Here is a 24,591-nt window from a genome sequence, read left to right on the forward strand (position 1 = left end):
AGAACCATAATAATTCTGTCTAATGCTGAAAATAAATCAGCAAAACCAGTGTTAATACTTGAATTATACCACGCCAATCGCAGTAAAAAAGGTGACGAAATACATTCTCGTCACCTTTTCATGTTCAAAACTATTTAGTTCCGTTTCCGGTATACCAACGTCCCCAAGCTCCCAATCAACACGGCCAGCCCGACTATTGTCGATGACGCTTAAACCACCAGCCACCAAGGCCGGCAACCAAGACTAGCCATCCCAACCAACGAATCGGGGTCGTCTGTTCATTCGTCGCTGGCAGGGCCACAGGCCGGTTCTCAGGCTTAGTCGCCGTGGCAAACGCACTCCCAGTATGAATCGGCAACGTTGCGGCCGAACCGTTTCCCGTCGCCGTCCCGTTTCCGGCTGGCACGACTGGTTTGGTCGGTTCGGTCCCATCACCTTGCCCGCCAGTCACCGCATTAGGCGCATACGTATAGGTCACGTCCGCCGGCTGCTCGCCAAAAATTCCGGTGGCATTCGTTGGCTGGCCGACCAGATGATAGCCAGTCAGCGGCAGGGGCCGTGTCTCATAAGCATTCCCCACCTGACCCGTAACACTGGTATCGCCATGAACGGCAATTCCCGCAGCGGTCTGGTAATGTACTATCACGCGGCCCTGTTTAATGACCGGTGGGGTTGGGGTTGGCGTCGGCCCCGGGGCCGGCGTGGGATTCGGGGTCGGTTGTGGATTAGGGGTCGGACTGGGCGTTGGCGGAGTGACCGGCGGTACAATGACCGGTTTCCGATAAACATAGGTCACCGTGATCGCTTCTTCGCCAAACGTCCCCTGGGCGTTACCAGGAGTCTTCGTCAGCTCGTAACCCGGGACAGTAGCGGCCGGCGCCTGATAGGCATCGCCGATATCCCCCTGCAAGATTTGACTGGCCGCTAGTTCGTGGCCCTGTTCATCCTGATACTTTACCGTGACCGGCTCGGCGGCATCGCCGATATCGTATCTTTGAATAATCCAGAAGAAATAGCCATCTTTCACGTACTTCGCAACTAAGAAATAATAGTTGCCGGCCTGATCGCCCCCCTCGGGAAACAGGGCCTGATCGGTAATATTCGTGAAGTCGAGTCCTCCTTTGCCGTCCTCAGTGACGTCACCACCCTGGGTGTACCAGAAGGTCACACCCTCACCGCCGTCGCTCAAGGCACCCCCCACATAGTGGTGAATCAAATACGTATCCACTAGGTGCTGTTCAACACCCGTGACCAGATCGCCGTTTTGTAAATGAATCGGAACCGTCAAGTGAGCCGCATGCGTCCACGAGTTAACCTTGATGGGATCTGGAAATATGTACTGATACGTCTGATTCTCACTGACCCCGGCCGGAATATTCTTCAGGCTTGAAAAATCCGCGATGAAGTTATCATGGAGTTGCAGCTCCGTGAGGTTGGTGAGCCCCGCCAATGGCGTCACATCACTGATTTGGTTATTACTCAGCCATAACGTTTTTAATTGCGTCAGATTCCTTAGCGGCGAAACGTTCTTAATATTACCGAAGTTATGGTAAGGGGCTGCATCCGTACCCCCACCGCCCATCATGAGCGTTTCCAAATTTGTGGCGTATTCCAGTCCATCAAGAAGATAGTCTTCACCGCCCGGATTGTAGGTCGACTCACCATTCTCGCCGCCGTAATAACCGACGAATAATTCTTTTAACCGCTTCATATCAGCCTTCGTAATATCGGCGACTGAATGCCAAGTCTTGTCGTCATCCGGTACTGGAATGAGATGGGTCAATTGATAAAAGATGGCCCGTTGGAGCCGCTTATTCGGCATCCACTGATCAATCGACTCAGTGGACCGCTTGTCGTCCTCACGGGGTTGGCGCGGCTTAGTTGCGGCCGGCGTGGCTGGTTTCTTAGGTTCGTCTGGTTTCCTAGGCGTGTCCACGGCTTCTACGGTCGCTGCTTCACTCGTAGCGACAGCCTCTGACTCGGCCGTCGCGGACTCGGTTACTTCCGCTGCTGGCCTTGGTTCACGGCGATTCTCTTCACGCGATCCATCCGACACAGCTGAGCTCCCCAAGCGCCCCTCTCCTGATCGGCCTGATTCCGATTCTACCGGCGTCTGCTCGACGGTTGCCGGAGTCGCCGCTAGGGCGGCCACCGGTGTGATGAGTTGCCCGCCAATTTCCGTTAAAATAACCGCGGCAACCATCCAGCTTTTTATGTGTCGTGTTGCTCGATAGCGACTGACTTCTGCTCCCCAATGCATGTCAAAATCCTCCTGAACCCGTGGTAATGGTTGCTGGACGCCACTGATTACCACAGAAAAATTATGATTGCTCATCTGTTATGAGCTGATTTCAGTATATCGAAGTTCGTTTTTAATTTCTATAGGTTATTAACATTTTATATTGTGCCTAACCGATGATTTATTTGAGCATTGATTGATCATCGATACCAATGGTCCGATAGATTATCCCATCGATCCAATTAATCACGACTAGCCTTCCATAAATGATTGTCGCTGCCTGTTTTTCTGGTCTAAACTGGGAAACCACGTTATGATGAGACCGGTCACTTAACGGCAAAAATTGGAGGCGTCCTTATGTTGGAACATCACACCCGGTTCTGGATGGTTTTGCTAATCGGCATCGGTCTATTAACCGTTGGCTTGCCAACATCCACAGCAAACGCAGCCACACCCAGTTCACAGATCAATCGGCGACAAGGCCTCCTGATCGATCTCGGCCGCCATCCCATGACGGAACCCGACCTCAAACAGGTCATTCGCGCGGCGGCCGGCCGGCGCATCAACTACCTGGCCCTCCACCTCAGCGACAATGAGCATCTCAGTTTCCAATCAAAATATTTAGGCAATCGTGCCAGTAAAACCGTGCTCTCGCCAGCGGCCCTCAGACGCCTGGTCACCTATGCCAATGCGCGGCACGTTCAACTGGTACCCGATGTCGATGTGCCTTCACACGCCGGCGCCATCCTGCGGCAACTCAAGAAGGCGCGCCCCAAGACTTACCGGGCCGTTAAGCTGGATAGGGAAACCCTCAACTATACGCGTAAACAAACCAATGTTGTGGTCAAAGCCATCTATCGCGAACTCGACAGCACCTTCAGACATCAACGCACCCACGACTTTATTCTCGGTGCGGACGAGGTGCCCGGCAACACGGCCGCTTACCACACGCTAACGACTTTCATCAACGATCTGAACCGCTATCAAAACCAACGCGGCTATGCAACGGTGATTTGGAATGACTCGATCCTGAAACGCGAATTGCTCCGCCTCAACAAAAATATTGTCGTGAACTACTGGTCCCAGTCCGGTAATCATTCGGAGACCCGGTCGTTACAGGATCGCAAGGCCAAACGGGCCTCGGTCCCCAACCTGGTCAAGGCTAAACGGAAAATTGTGAACACCAATAGTTATGCCGCTTACTACCAATTGAAATACATCGGCAACCAGCGCCACGACGATTACTTCATTAACTACTTAAAAAACCGGTACCGCCCCAACCTCTTCAACGAGATCGACAAGCACGGTCAGAATCAGAACCGTACCCTGGAACGCGGCGTCAAAACCAATGGCACGCTCGTCTGCCTCTGGGGCCACGATTCAAAACATATTTCAACGAAACAGATCATCGGCTTTATTCAGCGATTAACGATACCAAAATAAAAAGCAGCGGCTCCGTCAAAAAAAGACGGCGTCGCTGTTTTTAATCCTACTGCTTCGCCGATACTGAACGAGCCTCCTGACGGCTCGTGCTGCCCATTAAAACAAAGGCGGCAATGATGCTCAGACCAGCAATAACCGTGATGATCAGCAACTGGTCACGATAATCTCTCGAATAATCGTGGACCCGACTGGTCAGTGCAACGACGATGGCAATCCCAATTGATTGCCCAAACTGATGGACGGTGTTGACCACCCCGGAGGCCGCGCCGGCAATTTCGGGATCGGTATTGGCAACGCCCTCCGCCGTTAATGGACTGAGCACGAGGCCCTGACCAATGCCGAAGATCACCATCGGGATAGCAATGGCTACCCAGTAGCCCCGGTTCAGCCCCAAGACGACTGTCAACAGGATCCCCAGTGCCACGAGAAAGTCGGCAATGACGATCAATCGTGCATTACCGATCTTGCTGGACAGCCTAGAAACTTGTAGGGCACTAAAGAATTGTGGAATCGTCGCCGGCAAAAAGGCTAAGCCCGTCATTAATGGTGTGAACCCATAGAGTTTTTGTAGGGCCTGGGTCGTCACAAAGAAGTAGGCGAAGGCCGCCCCGATAAAAAAGAATCGGGCAACATAGGCACTGTTACGTTGTCGATCGGCGAACAGCCGCAACGGCATGATTGGGCTCTTAACCCGCCGTTCAGCATAAATGAATAATCCTAACGCAACGATCGCCATGATCAGCGCCGATATTTGGTGAGCTATCCCATCAACACTATAGACCAAGCCCGACAACCCCAATACCGATAAGCAGGTTCCCTCAACGTCCAGGCGGGTAGTCCGCGGTGTCCCGCCATCCTTAACAAACCGAATGGTCATGACAAACATTAACAACCCAACCGGAACATTTAAGAAAAAACCATATCGCCAGGAAAAGGCGCTGGTAATGACGCCACCCAGGACCATCCCAAAGCTGGCACCAATTCCGGCTGTGGTGCCGTAGGCCGCAATGGCCCGCGCCCGCATCGCGCCATGGTAATTGTCTAACAGAAGGGCCAGAGTCGTGGGCGCCAGAATCGCCGACCCCACCCCTTGGAGGGCCCGCATGGAGATAATCATGGTAGCCGTTGTCGACAACCCCACCATCAGCGACCCAAAAGAAAAGATTAATAACCCGATCAGAAAGACCCGCTTACGACCATAGACATCCCCAATCCGGCCGCCGAACAATTGGAATCCCCCGAAGGTTAGGGTATAGGCACTACTGACCCACGCGAGCATCTGCGACCCCAAGTGAAGATCCGCGGCGATCTTCACCGTACTCGTAAAGACAATCGAGTTATCCAATAGAATCATGAAGTAACTCAACAAGACTATCGGTAGGACGAATCCAAATTTTTCTGTACTTTTTGTCATTCTGAACCCCTTATCTATGCTTGGATGACGGTCCGTGTAAATAGCGGCCGTTTGAATTTTCTCAATTCCTTTGAGTGAATGATTCAAGCATAGAACGCGGGCAACACTCTGAAAATTACCAAATAGTCATACTACCTTACGTTCAGCGTATACTCCAGCACAAAAACAACCAACGCTAACCAGCGTCGGTTGTTTTTGTGCTCTGTGGAAATTGGCCGCCAACTTATGATCGAACCCGGCCTATAACTTTAAGATACGCAGGATACTTTCCGCAACGGCCTCCCGTTTATTCTCGGGTAGCGCCCGTAAGTAATTAAGCAGGTCCAATGTATGGATGCCCGACAAGTGCTCATCCCCGAAGAATTCACCCATTCTAAGATTTAGCGCATCCGCAATCGCCTGTAATTTGTTAAGACTAATATTGTCAATTTCACCGCGTTCAATCCGTGATATTAGACTGATAGAAACGCCAGCTCGTTCGGCTAGCTGTTCAATGGTCAAGCCCTGGGCCAGTCGCTTTTGATTTACTAGTTTACTTATTGAAATTTGCATGGTTGACTATCTCCTATCATGGAATCAAAGCCAACCATAATAGAATTATTTTGCTCTTAACAGAGCTTTAAAAACCTATTATTTTAAATAACAAGGAAAATAAACCCTTTTTATTGTATACTAATTTTAGTCATCGTTTATTTTTTCGAATGAATGATACGTGCGTTTAACTATTTAAGGAGGAGTAATTATGAAGCATTCTATTTTGTGGTTGACCTTGTCAGCAGTCCTAACCTTAGGCATGGCTGGCACAACCACCGCGCATGCTGCCAGTTATTACAGCGCTAATCCCGGCATTATCAAGACTAAGCATGCTGTAACAATGTACAACAATGCCCAGAAAACCAGCAAGTCTAAAACCCTTAAGGCCCATAACTTTGCTAAGATCACGGGCGTGGTGACATCTGATGGTCATGCACCCATGCTCAAGACCAGCAGCCACAAATACATCACGGCGAATAAGGCTTTTGTTGCCAAAACGGCTGGCTACCAAAATTCCCACAAATATTATCAGGTTCAATATCATCAAATTAAACCTCATGGCACCGTAGGCTACACCGTCAAGCGTAACTACGAAGGCATCAAGACCTGGTACATAATGAAACGGATGCACACATCCAACGGTTATAACAAGTACAATCAAGCAACTTATAATGCCGTCAAGGCCTTCCAACGTAAACATCATCTAAAGGCAACCGGTAATGTTAACAAGACAACCTGGCTCAAGATGGGCTACTCTAAAGCCGCTTGGACCGGGATCGACAGTTACATCGCTCCACTTGGTGCCCATGCTTGGCAAGGACGCACCGCACATATTAATGCCATGATCCATCAGGCCTATAAGTACAAGGGCAATCCTTACCTGGTTGGTTCCTCATCCAGTCCTAAATACGGGACCGACTGTTCCGGCCTCGTGATGCAAGCCCTGTACGCCGGTGGTATTAACCCATTACCAACCAGTTCCATTCACCACGCTTATCCCGGTAACGAGTGGAATTCCCGCAACCTATGGGCCGCTAAGAAGCTTCACCGCGTGTCATATGCCCACAAACAACGTGGCGACTTGGTCTTCTATTACCAACCCGGCACCCACACGATCTGGCACGTAGCCATTTACTTAGGTAAGGGCAAGGTCATAGAAAGCTGGCCACCTCGTATCATGGTCGCTAACATCAAGAACGGTCAACGGTCAAACGTTGCCGGTATCAAACGGCCTTTCAATTAATAATTCCTGACTTTAATTTGAAAGTCTTAAGTCAGCTTAATCATCGTGACCCCCCAAGGTTGGCCAAACGGTCCACCTTGGGGGGTCACTTTATTTAGCCACTTTTTACAATAGTCGTCATACAAGGAATAATCACGGGTCCACCCCTCACCGTTATTTTAACAATTTATTTGTTAATCAGCGAAATCGTTACCCCCATTTATGGTATGCTTAACCTGAGCTTAGACCATCATAACGATCGGGTGATTCTATGAATCTATTTGAAAATTTTTTCCAAGATATTTTTAACATTAAATCAGTCATTATGGCCCTCATTACCGTTGGCCTCATCACACTCATGATGATGATGACCTACGTTTTGGCCCAACGCACCGTTAGGCTTTTCCGTCCCTACACCATCATCGTCGATTTGCTTGAAGCCGTCATTGTGGTGGGTGGGGTCGTGGTCTTAAGACAAACCTTCCTCGTCCTAAACGGTGGGAGCGTTCTAAGCTGGGGCTATGCCATTGCCCAGTTAATGGTGCTGTTATTTAGCCTGTACGCCATGCAGACTCTCGCCGTAACCTTGGTCAACCTGGCGATGCCACTGATCTTCTACGGGGCTTCCTTGCGGTTAGGCGCCAGTCCCCAATGGTGGTGGCTATTTGCCATCATGACGGTCATCTTGTTTGGCGTCATTATCTATATCAGCCGCCACCAAACGCTAGCGTTAGACTCGGAATGGCGCTTCTTACTTTTACAACTGTTATACGGCTTAACTTGGTGCCTGATTATCTGGTCGGTGCGGCCCTATCACCTGTTCTACATGGTCAACGTCCTGGTCATCTTCATCCTGTACATGTGGATCATTCGGTTCTTCGTGAAGCGGATCAATCAGGTCATCAAGCACCTTTCCCGCTTGAGCCAGGCCGCAAATTACGATGAACTGACCGGTGTTCGTAACCGGGCCAACTTTGACACCACGACGGTTGGGGTCTTTGGTGTTTACCGCCATCATCCCACTAAGCCCATTACCATGGCCATGTTTGACATTGATCACTTTAAAAACTTCAACGATGAATACGGCCACCTGGCTGGCGATATCGTCCTCAAACACGTGGCCCAACACTTTAACCAGGAGCTGGTACGCCAAACACCCTACGGCGAACTATTCCGCTATGGTGGTGAGGAATTTGTCATCATCTTTGAAGACACCTCACCGGCCGATGCGGAACGGGCCATCATGGCTATCCAAGAAACCTTGAAGCAACACCCTGTCCACCTCGACAACCAGAAACTAACGGTGACGGTCTCCGTGGGCATTTCAGCCTTACAACCAACCGATCTGAACTTTGACAGTTGGTTCAAACGCGTTGACCACTACCTCTATCTATCCAAACAGGGGGGTCGTAACCGGATTACAGTTGAGGATCAGAATGGGCAATCATAAGTTAGACAAACTCAAATACAGCGCCCACCAGATACATAGTGGGTGCTGTATTTTTTAGAAGAATTTATGACTTAGCATGACATCCCTTTAACCGTTGAACTACTTTTTTGCCGTTAATATCCTAGTGCTAAGTGCTGCATACATACCGTTTATCCCCGCATGCTTTACCTGAATCGCGCTAGCCCCTAACTTCACTAATCTACTTTGGTACTCCCGAACATGCTCTATATCTAAAACCACCAATTGGCCGCCCGGCTTCAACACTCTATAGGCCTCATCAATGGCCTTCTCACGGCTAGACTTAGGCTTGACGTTATGAATTGAAAGGCTAGCGACAACACTATCAAAAACATTATTTTCAAAAGGTAGTTTAACCATGTTTCCTGTCACTAGCTCGCTAACATCACTGACTCCCAGTTGTTCAATGTTTCTTTGGGTTGCTTCAATGGCGTTTCCTGATTGATCGCCCTGATTCCAGATGTCTAGACCAATAATCTTACCAGGACTCGTTAATCGCTGGGCAACTTCTAACAAGAATGCACCATGCCCCGTACCTAAATCTAAGACTTGTGCATCCCTGGGCAGATCCATCTTTCTCACGACTCGTTCAATGATTTTGTATTTTCCAAGAAGCGACGTGTGCAAGTACAATCCACCGAATAATAAAAAGATGATTGGAAAAACATAATTAGTCCAGTCCTTGGAAATAATTGCCATAACCAATCCGACAATACCAACCACTAGAAACATTATTGGTACCAACGGTGCGTCAATCCCCTTTTTCATAAAACACCCCTCCGAATATTCAGTCGCTAACATCGTCGCGACCGCTGCCTAGATAACAAACTATAACGAACCACACATTCAATTACAACTCATAATCCGCTAAATCTTTGAAAGGTCGCACCTCTTCAGGTGTGTTCTAAAAATAGATTTCCTAATGTCTTGCCTGTCAGCAGTTTTCAGTATTCCACAGTGCCTAAGTCAGTAAGCGACCGTCCCTAAGTTTGTTAAGGAAGAACCCATTAATAGTAAAAGTGCCCCCAAAAGAAAAGACGCCACTTTTAAATGGCGTCAACTCAACGATTCTATTCACCTTTTCAAAAAAGAATGCGCCCCCCGAGAGTCGAACTCGGATCATGAGGACCGAAATCTCATGTGCTATCCATTACACTAAGGGCGCACAACACCTATAGTTTAGTACAAAATCCGTCAATGGCCAAATCTTTTAACGGCCTCCGGCGGCCTGAATGGCTTCCTGTTCTAGGCGCTGCTCCGTCTGGTCGGCATTATCCCGGAAGTCGGCCTCGAAGCTGGCGCCGGCTGGGCTAACCGTGGCCGTTTGCACACCATCGATGTCTGTGACCACCAGGTCGTTACCCTTCCAAGCGGCGGTATCGTAGTGCCCGTCCTCAATCTGGTCGAGGAAATTTTGGAAAATATCGAGCACCGCCTGGTTAATAATCACACTCTCCGTGACCGCTTCGCCATGTTGCTTGAGCTGGAGTTGACGCAGCTGGACCTCATCCATGTCCGCAGGTACCTGAATAAACACACGAATCCCTCCTATAAATTAGTTTGGTTACTATTCTAGCACTTCCGGCCAAAGAAAAGAGTTAAAGCATTATCCTTGTCCGGGATCTGGTGTAAACTGGTGATAAGTAAATTTATAACGACTTAGGAGGTGGCTCATGGAAGACTCAATACTAGACTTTACAACGAATCTGGCCATCCTCCACCGGCAATTTCAGCGGGCAATGAACCAGATTCTTGAAGCCGATGCGATGCCTGTCAATATCACCGAATTTTATTTGCTAGTCCTCATCTCAGAATCCAGCCAGTTGAACCAACGGAAGGCGGCGTGGACCATGGCCGTTGACGAGGGCCTCATGGCCCGAATGGTGCAACACCTAGTCAAACTGTCACTATTGGAGAAGGAAACCGATCCCGACGACCGACGTAACCGACGCCTCAATCTGACCGCCGACGGTGACCAACTGGTTCACCAGGCGATCGATGTCTTACACGACTGGTGGGAGAAGGTCACGCCAACCACGAGCGACTTCGATTATTCTGGGATTACCCATCAATTACAATTACTCTCAGCTAGCGTCTTAAAGGGCGACAACCAATCCGATAGCCATTAGTCAGTCTAACCGTATCGAGGAGGAATTTACATGAGTAAAGCAATTACTATCGCCGAAGCCCAACGCTTCGACGCACACACCATCAACATCGTTGGCATCCCTGCCATGGTCCTGATGGAACGGGCCGCCCTTGCGACCTTCAACAACATTTTAAATGACGATTTCGATATCACCCGCGTTGTCGTGGTGGCCGCCACCGGTAACAATGGTGGCGATGGGATTGCCGTTGCGCGGTTACTCAAGATTCGTGGCATCGACGTGGCCATCTACCTGTTAGGCGACCCCGCGAAGGCCACCTCACAAACGACCCAACAATTGAAGATCGCGGATTACTACGGCATCCCGCTAACCACCGACTTGAACGACGTGGTCAACGCGACGCTGATCATCGACGCCATCTTTGGGGTCGGCCTGAGCCGCGACATCACCGGCAAATTTGCGGACGCCATCAACGCGATTAACGCGGCCGATGCCAAGACCGTTTCTATCGATGTGCCTTCCGGAATCAATGCCGATACCGGGAACGTCATGGGGGTAGCGGTCGTCGCCGACACCACGGTCACCATGGCTTACAACAAGATTGGCCTGTTGACCACCACGGGAAAGCACCACAGCGGCACGGTTCACGTCGCGGACATTGGAATTTACGCCCAAGATCGTGTCGAACATGCCCGTTAATCGATAACTGACTCAACCAACCAAACGGCTAATTACCTTGCCAGGGATTAGCCCGCGTAGAATAGGAACTACGAAAGGCGAGTTAGCCTTCGTGTTTCCTGGCATTTCACGACCAACCAGTTGCGGGTTGGTCGTTTTTTGTTGGCCAAATACCCAGCAATTTCCCAGCGAACCCGGTATACTGAACCTAATTTAATGGGAGGTGCCTCATGTCACAACTAGAAACTGGTTTTACCAACGTTCAAGCGCTGGATCCCAGCATCATGGTCGACCTGCGCTACGCCACCACGAATAATTTCACCCATCAAGTGGTCTACGATTTTCAGACCGCCATTGCCCGCACCGGAACCGCCAAGAAACTCGCGGCCGCCAACGCCCTGCTCAAACCACAGGGTTACCGCCTCAAGGTTTGGGACGCCTACCGACCGGTAACGGCCCAAGAACGACTCTTCGAGGTCTATCCGGACCCGACCTTTGTTGCCGAACCGAATCCAAACTTCTCTCACCAAAAGGGAGTCACCTTTGACGTCACGCTCTGTGACCGCGATGGCCATGAAATTCCGATGCAAACGGGCTTCGACGACTTCACCAAGGCCGCTCACCGCAACGCGCCACGAACGGCTGAACAGGAACGGACCTATCAGATTTTGACGCAGGCCATGACCGAGGCAGGCTTCGACGGCTACGTCAACGAGTGGTGGGACTTCCGCGATAACCAAATGGACGACTATCAACCCGCCCTGGCCAACCCCAACGACTACTAGCTTTGGGCGTTCATTGCCGCCTTGCCGGTTGGCCCGGTGGGGGCTGGAACGTGGTGGGCTCGACTACAAGCCTGACCAAAACCGTCAGTCTCGTAGACCGGCCTTTGCCTAAGTCGCCAAGCCCGCGGCTAAGGCAAACGACACCACTGAGCCCCCACCGGACCGCCCTCTCGGCTCCGCATACGCCGACAGTAGTCGTTCGTTATTTTTATATTTGATAACAACAATGTTTCTTTAAACTGCTAAAAAATAGGTGATCACCAGCCTTTTGCAAGGACTGTGATCACCTATTTTCGTAGTGTTATTTGATTTTTTTTACTTTTCTACCATAAAGGAATGGTCCGGAATCCGAATCAACGTGAACCGGTTGGCTAAGCGACCCGCGTGCAGGCCAATACCGTTGACGAAGGACTTCTTGTACGTCGTCTCGATGACGCCGACCCACGCCTTTTGGTGGCGCTGGTCATACTTCTTAACCTTGCTCTTATCCCAGTCATAGGCCGATGCAGGCAGGTTGATGGCCTTCTTGCCAGCGGACACCGTGGCATCCGTGCTGCTAACCTGATACTTCTCACCTTCAGTGAGGTAAGTATAGGTCTGCACCGGTTTCTTCCCATTACTATTGTTGACCGTCACATAGTAGGCGGCGCCATTGCCACTACCCGTGTTGATGACCAAGGGTTCGTACCGCGTGGTCTCCGTCACTCGGGTGCCTAAATGGTTCACGTCTTGGAAAAAGGTGGTGGCACTCATGCCGCCAAAGACCAATAACCAAACGACGAGTTCAACGGTGGAGATGGTGAAGTTGTGCCAGGAGAAACTGCGATGCTCCTTCACAATTAAGCGAAGCCGCCGGACACGCATGTCGTGCACCATCAAGACTAGTCCCACCAGGATCAGTAGCCAGATGCCCATCCCCACTAAGTTCCAAGTTGATTTCATGATTTCCCAATTCCCTTCCACAAATAAGCCGCTATTCGGGTGTTAACTTCCTCTAATAGCTTACGAGATTCACGCCGGGAATACAAGCAACCGCCCCAGTGGATTTACGTTATACTTAGACTAATATTTACCGTTCTATATAAGGAGGAATTCCCTGTGTGTACTAGTCTAACCTATACCTCCGGATCTGCCCACCATTTTTTTGCCAGAACCATGGATTTCCCAACCACCACCCCCTGGCGGCCCGTGTTCTTACCACGGGACTATCACTGGCAAACGGCCTTGGCAGAACCCCGGACCACGCGTTACGCCATTCTGGGTGGCGGTCGTCGGGCCACCGACCTCGCCGCTTATTTGCTAGCCGATGGGGTTAACGAGACCGGCATAAGCTGTGCCGAGCTTTATCTGCCCGGTGTCGTCGACTATGCGCCCGATCCCCTACCCGGTCAAACCAACCTCACGCCCCAGGACTTCATCAACTGGGCGTTGGGTGAACATGCCACTCTGGCAGAAATTGTGGCCGACCTCCCCAACGTGACCTTGGTGGATCGCCGCTGGGGGAGCGATCGTTACGTCTACCCCTTCCACTGGATTCTCAGTGACCGGACGGGGCAAACACTGGTCATCGAACCCACGGGAGGTCCGCTGGTGGCGCAGCCCGATCCGGCCGGTGTGCTGACGAATACCCCGGTCCTGGCCACCCATTTACAAAATTTGAATGACTTCCTAGCCGTTTCCGGCCCGGACTTTACCGCGGAAACGGTGACGGCCGCCAAAGATTATCTAGCGAGTGGCCAGTCATTGCCAACCGGACCGGTGCCTACGCGACGATTCATTCACATGGCCCTGCAGAAATGGGGGTCACCAATCGCCGTCAATGATGAACGCCAAATCAGCCAAATTTTCCGCTGGTTAGACGAAGTCAGCCTGCCCTATGACCCCAAAAGACGGGGACAAACCAACCATAATTACACCCATTACCGATCAATTATCGATTTAGACCGCTTAATTTACCACTTTATTCCCCGGACAACTCACCGTTTGCAACATATTATCATGACGCCAGAAATGGCGGCCCACCGGCACTTCCCGCACGCCTATTCCGCCAATTAACCATGAATGTTGCAAAGCTTAACGTGACCTTTAATCCGATTGATATTCGTTTGAGACATTACTGTAACAACTCCCTGATAGTATTAAACACGTTGATATGAAACACAGACATGCAAATACAAAAAATAATTTTAAAAAATAAGGAGTTTGTTTACATTTATGAAGAAGACGCTTGTTAACATCGCATTAACGATTATGGCCACGGTGGCCTTTGCCATTGCCGGTTTCGCAATTACCCAGCCTACTGATGCTTCTGCATCATCAGAGATGTCTTACAGCAAAATCCACAAGGTTGCCAAGAAGCAATTAGGTAAGCCTTACGGTTGGGGCGCAACTGGTCCTTCCCGCTTCGACTGCTCTGGCTTTACGAGCTACGTTTACAAGAAGGGTGCTTCCAAGAAGATTCCACGGACTGCCCAAGCGCAATACAACAAGTACAAGCACGTGACTTACAAGAACATCAAGAAGGGTGACCTCGTCTTCTTCGGTGGTTCCAAGCATTCTATCTCCCACGTTGGTTTATACGTTGGTGGTGGTAAGATGATCGACTCCCAAAACCGTGGTGTTGTGACTGAAAAGGTTCACGCTCCTTGGTGGCACGCTGTTGGTTACGCCCGCGTTGGTAACGTTAAATAATTAAGTTACAAATCCAGTTCCACAACCTTCATAAATGAAATAAACTGGGCCTCCGTCGTTACGTCACGACGGAGGTTTTTTGGATCTACAAAACTGGTGATATTAGCCGTTCATTGCCGCCTGCCGGTTGGGCCTGGGGTGGCTGGAACGCCATGGGCACCGCTTTGAGCCGCAAACCACGTCTCAAAGGCCGGCCTTTCTCTAACTCGAGAAAGCCTCTCGACCAAGAGAAATTTCATGGCTGAGCCACCCCCTGCCCGCCCTCTCGGCTGATATCCCCCTAAATGACCGGCTACAAAAAATGAATCGCCCAAAGTTGGTCAGCGCCAATTTTGTCCGATTCTCTAAGTAACTCATCTTTAATTTAAACGTGGTCTCTACTCGGAATAAGTCATTCGACAGTTTCCACCTCAAAAAAGGTCGTTAGCCTGATTTCTCTCAGGCTAACGACCTTAATTTTTTCAATTTAATTACGGGCCGATGGATGGGCCACAAACCATGCCGTCATGTCATCGATCCGCTGAACCCGCAGACTTGGCAGGCCATCTCGCGACACGCCATGGAAGCTTTGCGGATAGCGAATGAAGTCCGCCTCCACACCGTTGCGTTTGATGGCCGTGAAGTATTCTTCGGATTGACCAATTGGACAACGCATGTCCCACTCGCCGTGTAACAACCGCACAGGCGTCGTCACCTGCTCGGCATAGGCCAGTGGTGACTGTTGCCAGTAGGAAGCCAGGCCTTCCTTGGAGAAGAGATCGGCGTCCAACTCTTCCGGTTCGAAATAAAAGCCGATGTCACTGGTCCCAAAGAGGCTGATCCAGTTGGTCACGGGCCGTTGGGCAATTGCCGCCGCAAACCGCGTGGTGTGACCAATCGCCCAGAGTGTCATGAACCCACCATACGAGCCCCCGGCAATGTACTGACGGGTCGCATCGAGCCGTGGATATTTAGCCAAGGCTGCATCGAGGCCGGTGATCACATCTTGATAATCATCCGCGCCATAGTGGCCAATCACGTTGTTCTCGAAGGCTTGCCCGTAGCTGGTTGAGCCCCGCGGATTGAAGAAGACGACCCCGAAGCCTCGACTAGCATGAACCTGAAATTCGTAGAAGAACGTTTCGCCGTAGTTGGCGTGTGGGCCCCCATGGACATACAACAATACGGGTTGTTTCGGTGCCGTCGTCCGGGCTGGCAGATACCATCCTTCCAACTGTTGGCCATCGGTGGCCTGGAAGTCGAACCGATGGGGATGGGCGTACTCGTGAGTGCTTTCGTAGGCGGCATTCGGATTAACCAATGGCTCCTCAGCACCGACCGTTAAGCTAAAGCGGACCAATTCGCTCGGCAGGTCCTGATAAGATACCACCAGGGCTAACGTTTGGGCATCCATCACGGCGAAGTCGATGATTTGCCGGGCATCGTCGTTAAGCAACTTGGGCTGGCCATTAATTTGACCCGAGTAAAGTTGACTACGCCCATGATAGGCGGCGGTGAAGACGTAGTGGTTGGCATCCAACCACCGCACCAATTTGCCACTGGCATGCTGCTCGAAGTCACCCGCGAAGTCTGGGACCAGATCGGCATCCAGATCGCCGGTCAACCGTTCGAGGTCGCCACTGATGGTATCGGCCATGAAGAGGTCGGCCACGGTATGGCGGCCGAACGCCCCATCATCACCAACCAGGGCCACGTGCCGCCCATCCGGGGAAATCGTGGCATCGGTGAAGCGGCCCTGCTTCAGGCTACCGGTCAGAGAAACCGTCTCCCCAGTGGTCACATCCAGATAATTCACGGCGCGATTAAAATTCCGGTCATTCAAGGGTTGCTCGTCACTAATGTAGGTGACGGCCTGACCATCGGCGCTCACCGAGGTCAGATCGAAGTCATAACCTTGGGCAAAGAGTTGCTCAACCATTCCCGTCGCCGGTGTGAAACGCCGCAACCGGTAGGTCACATCCTGTGGCAACCACCCATAGCCATCCGCCTTATTGATCAGGCGGGTCACATGACGCGTGGCGGGAAAGTCTTGCGGGCTTGGCAACTTAGGCTGTTCCGCCGTCTCCGTGGTCTTAAAGTAAACAGTCTGACCGGAAGCGGCCGCAATCACGGTGTTCACCGCCTCATTGGCATTCTTAGTCAGGCATTCTGGTTCCTGACCCTTACTAACGCGATACAATTGCGGCTTGGCCTGACCGACCGTAGCGGTGTAATAGACGTCATCGCCCACAGTGGCCGGTTGCAGATTCAACGTCCCATTGGTCCCAATGGTTTGCACGGCACCTAGGGCATCGACCGCCTTAATCGTGGCGGTGTAGCCATTACTGACCTGATCGACCCCATTTTCAACGTAATAAATATGGTCATTAGCGGCCACCGGCTGTGATAACGCCTTTAACTTGAATAAATCCTCGGCACTGACTCCCTGTGACATACGTAGCTCACTCCTTCTCTTCAATTGGTTCTCTCATTATTCTCTAATCTCAGTAAGCCTAATGTTAAGCCCCTCCATGGGCACTGTCAATTCACAATCCCGTCAGTTAATAACCCACTAAATCATAAAATCTGCTACACTGGCGATAGACAACACCATTAGGAGGGATTCTTCATGAAAATTGCAATTGCCGGTGCCGGCGCCATGGGTAGCCGATTCGGTGTGAAATTACAGGCGGCTGGCAACGACGTCACCTTGATTGATAACTGGGCGGATCACGTTGCGGCTATCAACGCCAATGGCTTAATGGTCACCAGCGATGATGGCAAGGATCAAGCCTATCCAATGACGGCGTTGGCGCCCAAGGACGTCACGACCACCTTTGACTTAGTGATCCTCTTTACCAAGACCATGCAAATGGACCAAATGTTAACCGACCTTCACGCCGTGCTCGCCAACCACCCGGCCGTCCTCACCCTGGCCAACGGGATTGGTAACGTCGAGACCATCGAAAAACACGTGCCGCGGTCACAAATCGTCGTCGGCACCACGGTCTGGTCTTCTGGCTTGGTCGGGCCCGGTCACATCAAGGTCACGGGAACTGGCAGCATCTCACTGCAGGCCGTTGATCCCGCTAACTTCCCTAACCTCGATGACATTATTTCAACATTGAACGCCGCTGGTATGAATGCCAGCCCTGCCGATGATGTCATGGCGGCCATTTGGAAAAAGGCCGGTTTGAACAGTGTCCTAAATACCTACTGTACCCTGCTCAACTGCAATATCGGTGAGTTTGGCGCCCTGCCAAATTGGCGGGACCTCAACGATGCGGTGCTGGATGAATTCCAGGCCGTGGCCGATGCCGCTAAGATCACCTTTAGCGCCAGTGACGTCACGACCCTCATCGCCGCTCAATTCTCACCCGAAACCAACGGTGGCCACTATCCATCCATGCATCAAGACATGGCGAATCACCGTCCCACCGAAGTCGACTTCCTGAATGGCTACGTGGCCCGTCTCGGCAAGAAGCTTGGTGTCCCAGTTCCCCACAATGCCATCCTGGCCCAACTGATTCACAGTCAAGAAGCTTTGGTTACTGCCAAGGATTAATTTTTAGATTTCTTTTCAACCGCCGACGGCGGTTAGGGGCCGCGTCCTATGGGGCCCGCCCGGAGCCAAAGGTCGGTCTCCAGGCTCGCCTGCAAGCTACACTCAACCCGTGCAGCTCGCAGGTCGGCCCGTGCTGTAAGCCGGAAAACCACCGACTAACACCACCTTCACAGGACTCCGCCCCTAACCCCCTTTGGCTTAGATTCAGCTAGACAATTAACCTGTCAATAACTACCCGATAGTTAATCGTTAAGCAAGAAGCCACGAGTTGATACCTGGCTAGTTTAACCAGACGTTGTCACAATTGGACGACCAGTTAAGACTATTTTTCTGCAAATCCTACTTCAACATTAAACTGGAAACGCCTTAAACCACGACCCTGTTCGATCAATCTCTTTGATTGAACGGGGTTGTGGTATTTTTTGCAGATTCAGCCGAAGGCCGGCAGACAGAGTCCCGTGTCGGTCGCGTTAGCTGGGGGGACTTCCCAGCTTAGGCGACTGGCCAATCTTTGAGACTCACGACTTTTGTGAGGGTCAAAGTTGCCCTGAAGACCGCCCTTCCGGCTTCAGGTCTGCCTCATGGGACGGCGTCTGCCGGCCGTAGGCGGCCCAATCAAACGAAAAGCCGAACCCGATCGGAGAGATCAGAAGACAGCCACAGAGAAAATAGAGCACCACGCTCCGTGGTATTGCTACAATATGTAGAAATTGATACGATATTCCCACTATATCTAGTTGTGTTTTTCTGAAATTCATCGTAACATAGACCTATACTCAATTTTGACCCCTGCCAGATTAGCATGACCTGGTAGCGGGTAAACACCTAGGAGGGCTAGAGACGATGGACGTTTTAAGAAGATCACAGACCACCATGCATCCGGGCGGTCTCACCGTGGAAAATTTAGCTGGAGATCACGCACCGTTTGATCCCCACAAGATTCACACGGACCTCACCGCCCTCACCAACGATCCAACCGTTGTCCACCGGGTTGAAAGTCTGATCGTTGCCCAACTAGCCGGTTTCGATGTCGTGGCCACCGCCACCATTGAAGACACCATAACCCAAACCTTGGCGCAACTCGGCTACGACCAAATGGCCCAAAGTTACCGCAAACAACAAGCTTAAAACCGCACGCCCAGGATCGTCTGTCCTGAGCGTTTTTTGTTGGCCTGATTTTTAATCTCCCAAACAGCCGTCCTCCGAACTGAATTGGCCTAAAATGCTCCCCTCAGCCATTCTAACAATCACAGGTAACCGAGTTCAATCGGACGCAAATCGATTGCCTGACGACCTCTCAGAGGCCATCAGACTCTGAAGGCGGCCGCCAGTCAGCGACCAACAAAAAAGGCCGTCACACTGACCTTAATCAGCGTGGCGACCATGCGGGTGATTATAAATTTGTCAATAAAAAACCGACCAGCACTCCCCCGAGAACTGATCGATTCGACTTAAGAACTTAATTGAGATTCTAAATGATGTAATTCGGCTGTCCGTACCTCACGGGGTAAGAACCGGCGAATTTCTTCTTCGTTATAGCCGACTTCCAACCGCTTATCATCAAAGATGATTGGACGCTTGATTAAGTCAGGGTATTTCACAACTAAATCCACTAATTGGCTAACCGATAAACTATCTAAATCAACGTGTAGTTGTTTAAAGATATTTGACCGTGTGGAGATGATATCTTCACTGCCATTTTCCGTTAAACGCAGAATTTGTTTAACTTCTGTAGCATTTAACGGCTTGGACTTGATATTGCGTTCCTTGAATGCAATGTCATGTCCCTTCAGCCAGGCACGTGCCTTCCGACTGGATGCGCTACTTGGAGCAATGTACAAATTAATCATAATCAGCACTTCCTTATCGTTGGATTGAGTAACGATAGAAAACAATCGACTACCTTTGGTCCCCCCGAAACATTTCACTGAACTATCTAGTAGAACCAACTTATATGTTATCACAATTGGATGAATAATCAACCCTTTTTGGAAACTTTCTAAAGAAGGCGCGACCATTTTAAAGGGGTTAGTTGGGAAATTCAACCATCTTTGTAAAACCACTTTCACTTGTGATAACCCATGCTGATCGCCCCATTATCAATTGAAAGCCTTGTCACAAAGTTTTTAAATTCACGAAATTATCCGCCGATAAATTAACAAAGTTATCATTTAGGCAATCCGCGCGTGTCTTTTTCGCCGATTTGCATGTATATTCATATGAAGTGTATTATTATCCACAGTAAACGCTTTCACCCGCCCGAATTTGGCTACTCAAACCAACTCAAATGGTTAAAATCACTAAAAACCGTTAATCCCAAAAATCATTTTCCTTTTTTGTGATGGGTAGCGTAAAATTAGGGCCAGCAATTATGATTTGGAGGGGTCTGTGTTGGAAATCTTTTATGCCGTCCTGCTCTTGGTGCTGGCGACCATTGTCGCCAATACGGTTTACCCGTATTTCCCCGCCATCCCGCAGGCATTCTATCAAATAGCCGCCGGAGCAATTCTCTCTTTAGTTCCGTTGTACCATCACTTTGTCCTAGAACCTGAAATTTTCATGCTCATTATTATTGCCCCACTCATGTTTTACGATGGGCAGAATGCCAACGCCCGCGATATCCGTAAGAACTTCGGGTCAATTCTCTCGATGGCGGTGGCCCTGGCCATCCTCACCGTTGTCCTAATGGGCTACGTCAGCCAGACGATCCTGGCCGGTTTACCCCTGGCGCTGGCCTTTGCCCTGGCGGCTATCGTCACCCCAACGGATGCCGTGGCCGTCTCGTCCATCACCACCAACATCGCGGTACCAGAGCGGGTCATGGGCATGCTGGAGCGAGAATCCCTATTCAACGATGCTTCCGGCTTGGTGGCCTTTAGCCTGGCCCTCACCGCCTTTACCACCGGCGAATTCTCCCTGGGTTCCGGGATTAAGCACTTTCTAATCGTGTTTTTCGGTGGCCTGCTCATCGGCCTTGTCCTGGGCGCCATCGCCGTCTGGGCCCGCGTCTACCTGGTACAAACGGGGAAGGATTCCGCCAGCGTCATCGTTCCCTACGATGTGCTGGTGCCCTTCTTCATCTACCTGGCCGCCGAACACGCCGGACTCTCCGGAATTCTGGCCGTGGTTGCCGCCGGTTTAGTCTACAGTGTATCAACCAACCAATTGCGGCTCTCAAGTACCCAACTGCAACTGGTCTCCCGATCAACCTGGACGATCTTGACCAACATCCTCAACGGGTTCGTTTTCGTCCTCCTCGGGGTCTCCCTACCCACAGTATGGGTAAATATTCAGCAAGACCACACAAAGTCACTCACGACCTTTATTGCCCTGGCCGTTATCCTCTACGTGGTCATGTTTGCTTTGCGGTACCTCTGGATTCGCTTCGACTGGGCGCTGATCCATTCAGACAAATCCGATCGACGGCAGCATGCCCTCATCGGGGCCTTGTCGGGAGTTCACGGAACCATTACCTTGGCCATGGCCTTCTCACTGCCCTTGACCTACCATGGTGCCAGCTTCCCCTTCCGTAATACCATGATCTTTATTGCGGCAGTCGTCATCATCTTAAGTTTGCTGGTCCCCACCATCGTTCTGCCATTTATCCTGCCCAATAAGACTTTGCCCGTCGATCCCGATGACGTGATCCAGGAGCGCAAGGCCCTCGTGGACTATGCCACCAGTCGACTGGCTCAGGAGAATCCAGACTCCGCTGCCGCCACGCAAACGGTCATCGAAATTCTCAATAGCCAGGCGACTAACGAACGACCAGACCGGCGTAAGGTCGAGGCCCTCCTCAACCATGCCACCAGGATTGAAACGCAGACAGTTCAACAGATGGCCGACGATGGCGTGATTACACAAGCCTTTGCCGCTCGTTACGTCCGTATCTTGGTCTTCAGATCACAATTGAGTAGCCACAATCCGTTCGTCAATCTCAACCTCTGGCTTCGTTTCGTGAGCCACCGACTTAGCCATGGCTTTAACCGTCGCTTTCGGCGAAAGGCCCGCATCCGTAAACAACAGGAGTGGCTGGCCACTCACGACTTCACTCCCGAACAACGGGCCGCACAAGAACGCCGCCTGGAACTCGAAAAACAGCAGTTGCCCCGCAAGCGGCAACGTAATCGGGCCGTCGACCAGGAACGACGGGAGGCCTATTTAAAGATTGAAGACACCGTCTACGAAAATGTTATGGCCTTCCTAACGGAGACGGCCAGCGTGGACAATCAGGCCGAGGTGAACTCGGTTCGTAATTACTACAACGCGCGCCATCGCCGGTCGAATGCCAATGACACAACCAGTGAGGCCCAAAACGAAATGTTTATTCAGGCCTTCCAGTACGAGTACACCTACATCCGGGAGCAACGGAGTGCCAACCGCGTTTCCGCTGCCATGGCCGAGGAACTTTACCAACAGGTCTCGACCGATCAGATGCTGTACATGCAAGAAATTGCCGATGCCGACTAAAATTTTCGCGGTCACCGTCACATTTTCTTCACAATTTCCTGATATAGTTAAAGGCATAACTTACGAATGAATAAACGAATAAGTTACCAATTTTACTCCTCCAAAGTAAAAATAAGGGAACCGCTATTCAAGGTCCCCAACTCCAAACGTACTAGACGTTTTATCTTCCGCGACGACGCAGACTATCAAGGTCTGGTCGCCGTTTTTTGTGCTCTCGGCCATATTGGGCAAAAAAGTCGACGATTCGCGGTATTTTTTGCCGTCATAAATTTACAGCCATGACAAACTAGCTTATAATTTCTTTAACAGCTTTGATCTGAACGTCTTGACGCCGGGAAGTGCCAGACGTCGTAATTGGAGGGTGACACCAAATGAAGTTAACAATTTTATCTACCAGTGATACTCACGGTTACGTTTTCCCGACGAACTACGTCAAGAAGGGTAGCCACCAAGGCTTTGGCCTTGCACGGGCTGCCACCGTCCTCGCACAGGAGCAAGCCGCCGCAAAAGTTGATGGCACCGTCCTGACGGTTGAAAACGGGGACTTCCTCGAGGGATCGCCCCTGGCCTATTATGTGGCCCGGGTACAACCCGACCGCAACCCGCAGGCCCTCATGTCCATCTATAATCAAATCGATTATGACTGTGGAATCCTAGGCAATCATGAATTTAATTATGGTCAGGCTTACCTACAGGCGGCCATTCGGGAGGCCAAGCGGCCGATCCTCTGCGCGAACATTCTCGACCATACTGGCAAACCTGAGTACGGTCAGCCTTACAAGATTATCGAAAAAGATGGCATCAAGATTGGGGTCCTCGGCCTCACCACGCAAGCCGTCTATAAATGGGAAAAGGCCACCAATATTGATGGCCTGCAATTTGAATCGGCCTTTGTCGCAGCCCAAAAGTACGTGCCGATTCTTCGTGAACAGGCCGACGTGGTCGTGGTCTGTTACCACGGGGGCTTTGAACGCGACCTAACCACCGGCAAGCCTAATGACATCCATGTCGGCGAAAATGAAGCCTACCACATGTTGGAGGCCATTCCGGGGATCGATGCCTTGGTCACCGGCCATCAACACCGCCAACTGGCAACCGACGTCTTTGACACGCCCACCACGCAACCGGGTTTCCGAGGACAAGCGATCGGCAAGATCGTCTTGGACCTCGACCGCGATGCCGATGGTCACGTGACGGTTACGCATCACGAGACCGAGCTCGTCCCAACCAGTCACGCGCCACTGGATCCCAAGGTTCTGGATGCGGCCGCCGACCTGAATCAGGCCGTTAGCCACTGGCTCGACCAACCGTTAGGCCGAATCGAAGGCGATATGACCTTTAGCGATCCCTTTAAGGCCCGCATGGAAGAAACGCCGTACATAGAATTTATTCAACAGGTTCAGATGGCCACCATGGGCGCGGACATCTCCGCCACCGCCCTCTTCAGCGACGAGGCCCGGGGCTTCGAAAATCCCATTACCATGCGGAACATCATGACCAACTACGTCTATCCGAATGGTCTCTCACTCCTGGAAATTACTGGAGCCGACCTGAAGGCCGCCATCGAGGTTAGCGCGCGGTACTTCAAGATTATCGACGGCGAAATTGCGGTTAACCCCGCCTTCGTTCACCCGAAGCGGCGCCAATACAACTATGACATGTATGAGGGCATCGACTATCAGTTAAACATTGCCCAACCGTTTGGGCAGCGCGTCGAGAGGCTCACGTATCATGGCAAACCGGTCACGCCAGACCAACCACTCAAGATCGTCTTGAATCAATACCGGGCGGTCGGCGGCGGCCACTTCTCCATGTTCAGTGCCGACAAGATTATTGCGGAGGGTCAAGGGGCGATGAGTGAAATCATCGCGGACTACCTGCAAGAACACCCGGTCATTCAGGCCGTGGCGAACCATAACTTTAGGGTCGTTAATGAAAAAAGATAGAGTGCGCAGCCAGGCGCTTAACCAGTGAGCATTAACGTCGTCACGCGAA

General features: G+C 51.1%; 20 protein-coding genes and 1 tRNA gene. 12 read left to right on the forward strand and 9 right to left on the reverse strand.

The genetic code is table 11. The features are described 5' to 3' along the window. Window positions 1-193 precede the first annotated feature (193 nt). Window positions 194-2,260, reverse strand: coding sequence for a MucBP domain-containing protein (locus tag EKM96_RS10680; protein WP_125641215.1), 2,067 nt, complete (start codon window positions 2,258-2,260; stop codon window positions 194-196). 336 nt (window positions 2,261-2,596) lie between these two features. On the opposite strand from EKM96_RS10680, the gene EKM96_RS06095 reads away from it, so the two are divergent. Further along, window positions 2,597-3,682, forward strand: coding sequence for a family 20 glycosylhydrolase (locus EKM96_RS06095; protein WP_225417647.1), 1,086 nt, complete (start codon window positions 2,597-2,599; stop codon window positions 3,680-3,682). Window positions 3,683-3,728: 46 nt separating this feature from the next. Here the strand turns inward: EKM96_RS06095 and EKM96_RS06100 are convergent, their stop codons facing one another. Together EKM96_RS06100 and EKM96_RS06105 are read right to left on the reverse strand one after the other, a co-directional pair. Then, window positions 3,729-5,096, reverse strand: coding sequence for an MFS transporter (locus EKM96_RS06100; protein WP_125641219.1), 1,368 nt, complete (start codon window positions 5,094-5,096; stop codon window positions 3,729-3,731). Window positions 5,097-5,336: 240 nt separating this feature from the next. Further along, window positions 5,337-5,648 carry a helix-turn-helix domain-containing protein gene (locus EKM96_RS06105; RefSeq protein WP_125641222.1) on the reverse strand — a complete coding sequence of 104 codons (312 nt, stop codon included), beginning with the start codon at window positions 5,646-5,648 and terminating at the stop codon, window positions 5,337-5,339. Window positions 5,649-5,838: 190 nt separating this feature from the next. Between EKM96_RS06105 and EKM96_RS06110 the strand changes: the two genes are divergently transcribed. Continuing rightward, window positions 5,839-6,873, forward strand: coding sequence for a DUF5776 domain-containing protein (locus EKM96_RS06110; protein WP_125641225.1), 1,035 nt, complete (start codon window positions 5,839-5,841; stop codon window positions 6,871-6,873). 250 nt (window positions 6,874-7,123) lie between these two features. Then, a complete protein-coding gene (locus EKM96_RS06115; protein WP_125641228.1) occupies window positions 7,124-8,302 on the forward strand; it encodes a GGDEF domain-containing protein in 1,179 nt (392 codons plus the stop codon). A 99-nt stretch (window positions 8,303-8,401) separates the two neighbouring features. Here the strand turns inward: EKM96_RS06115 and EKM96_RS06120 are convergent, their stop codons facing one another. The 3 genes from EKM96_RS06120 to EKM96_RS06130 form a co-directional block, all read right to left on the reverse strand. Next, the gene (locus EKM96_RS06120) at window positions 8,402-9,088 is read right to left on the reverse strand and encodes a class I SAM-dependent methyltransferase (protein WP_125641231.1); all 687 of its coding nucleotides are present in this window, start codon (window positions 9,086-9,088) and stop codon (window positions 8,402-8,404) included. A gap of 325 nt (window positions 9,089-9,413) precedes the next feature. Further along, window positions 9,414-9,485: transfer RNA gene (locus EKM96_RS06125), tRNA-Arg, on the reverse strand. 45 nt (window positions 9,486-9,530) lie between these two features. Continuing rightward, complete coding sequence (locus EKM96_RS06130; protein WP_125641233.1) at window positions 9,531-9,857, reverse strand: peptidase dimerization domain-containing protein; 327 nt, start codon at window positions 9,855-9,857, stop codon at window positions 9,531-9,533. Between the two features lie 136 nt (window positions 9,858-9,993). Between EKM96_RS06130 and EKM96_RS06135 the strand changes: the two genes are divergently transcribed. From EKM96_RS06135 to EKM96_RS06145, 3 genes are all read left to right on the forward strand, one after another. After that, complete coding sequence (locus tag EKM96_RS06135; protein WP_125641235.1) at window positions 9,994-10,449, forward strand: MarR family winged helix-turn-helix transcriptional regulator; 456 nt, start codon at window positions 9,994-9,996, stop codon at window positions 10,447-10,449. A 30-nt stretch (window positions 10,450-10,479) separates the two neighbouring features. Continuing rightward, a complete protein-coding gene (locus EKM96_RS06140) occupies window positions 10,480-11,127 on the forward strand; it encodes an NAD(P)H-hydrate epimerase (RefSeq protein ID WP_125641237.1) in 648 nt (215 codons plus the stop codon). Window positions 11,128-11,336: 209 nt separating this feature from the next. Then, a complete protein-coding gene (locus EKM96_RS06145) occupies window positions 11,337-11,891 on the forward strand; it encodes a M15 family metallopeptidase (protein WP_125641240.1) in 555 nt (184 codons plus the stop codon). Window positions 11,892-12,206: 315 nt separating this feature from the next. On the opposite strand, the gene EKM96_RS06150 is transcribed toward EKM96_RS06145, so the two are convergent. Further along, window positions 12,207-12,833 carry an LVIS_2131 family protein gene (locus tag EKM96_RS06150; RefSeq protein ID WP_125641243.1) on the reverse strand — a complete coding sequence of 209 codons (627 nt, stop codon included), beginning with the start codon at window positions 12,831-12,833 and terminating at the stop codon, window positions 12,207-12,209. Window positions 12,834-12,989: 156 nt separating this feature from the next. Between EKM96_RS06150 and EKM96_RS06155 the strand changes: the two genes are divergently transcribed. Next, complete coding sequence (locus EKM96_RS06155; protein ID WP_125641246.1) at window positions 12,990-13,946, forward strand: linear amide C-N hydrolase; 957 nt, start codon at window positions 12,990-12,992, stop codon at window positions 13,944-13,946. A gap of 159 nt (window positions 13,947-14,105) precedes the next feature. Continuing rightward, window positions 14,106-14,582 carry a C40 family peptidase gene (locus EKM96_RS06160; RefSeq protein WP_125641249.1) on the forward strand — a complete coding sequence of 159 codons (477 nt, stop codon included), beginning with the start codon at window positions 14,106-14,108 and terminating at the stop codon, window positions 14,580-14,582. Between the two features lie 466 nt (window positions 14,583-15,048). On the opposite strand, the gene EKM96_RS06165 is transcribed toward EKM96_RS06160, so the two are convergent. Continuing rightward, the gene (locus EKM96_RS06165) at window positions 15,049-17,016 is read right to left on the reverse strand and encodes a S9 family peptidase (RefSeq protein ID WP_125641252.1); all 1,968 of its coding nucleotides are present in this window, start codon (window positions 17,014-17,016) and stop codon (window positions 15,049-15,051) included. 174 nt (window positions 17,017-17,190) lie between these two features. Here EKM96_RS06165 and EKM96_RS06170 point away from each other — a divergent pair, with 174 nt between their 5' ends. Both EKM96_RS06170 and EKM96_RS06175 read left to right on the forward strand, forming a co-directional pair. Continuing rightward, the gene (locus EKM96_RS06170; RefSeq protein ID WP_125641255.1) at window positions 17,191-18,126 is read left to right on the forward strand and encodes a ketopantoate reductase family protein; all 936 of its coding nucleotides are present in this window, start codon (window positions 17,191-17,193) and stop codon (window positions 18,124-18,126) included. 843 nt (window positions 18,127-18,969) lie between these two features. Beyond that, the gene (locus EKM96_RS06175) at window positions 18,970-19,254 is read left to right on the forward strand and encodes an ATP cone domain-containing protein (protein WP_125641257.1); all 285 of its coding nucleotides are present in this window, start codon (window positions 18,970-18,972) and stop codon (window positions 19,252-19,254) included. A 323-nt stretch (window positions 19,255-19,577) separates the two neighbouring features. On the opposite strand, the gene spx is transcribed toward EKM96_RS06175, so the two are convergent. Then, entirely contained in the window at window positions 19,578-19,976 is a 399-nt protein-coding gene (spx, locus tag EKM96_RS06180; protein WP_125641260.1) for a transcriptional regulator Spx, read from the reverse strand. A 541-nt stretch (window positions 19,977-20,517) separates the two neighbouring features. Between spx and EKM96_RS06185 the strand changes: the two genes are divergently transcribed. Next, on the forward strand, window positions 20,518-22,596 hold the full coding sequence (locus tag EKM96_RS06185; protein ID WP_125641263.1) for a cation:proton antiporter: 2,079 nt from the start codon (window positions 20,518-20,520) through the stop codon (window positions 22,594-22,596). Window positions 22,597-22,967: 371 nt separating this feature from the next. Further along, window positions 22,968-24,542: a bifunctional metallophosphatase/5'-nucleotidase gene (locus tag EKM96_RS06190; protein ID WP_125641266.1), complete on the forward strand. Its 1,575-nt coding sequence runs from the start codon at window positions 22,968-22,970 to the stop codon at window positions 24,540-24,542. Window positions 24,543-24,591: the final 49 nt, after the last annotated feature.

This window comes from Levilactobacillus tangyuanensis, from assembly GCF_003946545.1.
Taxonomy (GTDB): domain Bacteria; phylum Bacillota; class Bacilli; order Lactobacillales; family Lactobacillaceae; genus Levilactobacillus; species Levilactobacillus tangyuanensis.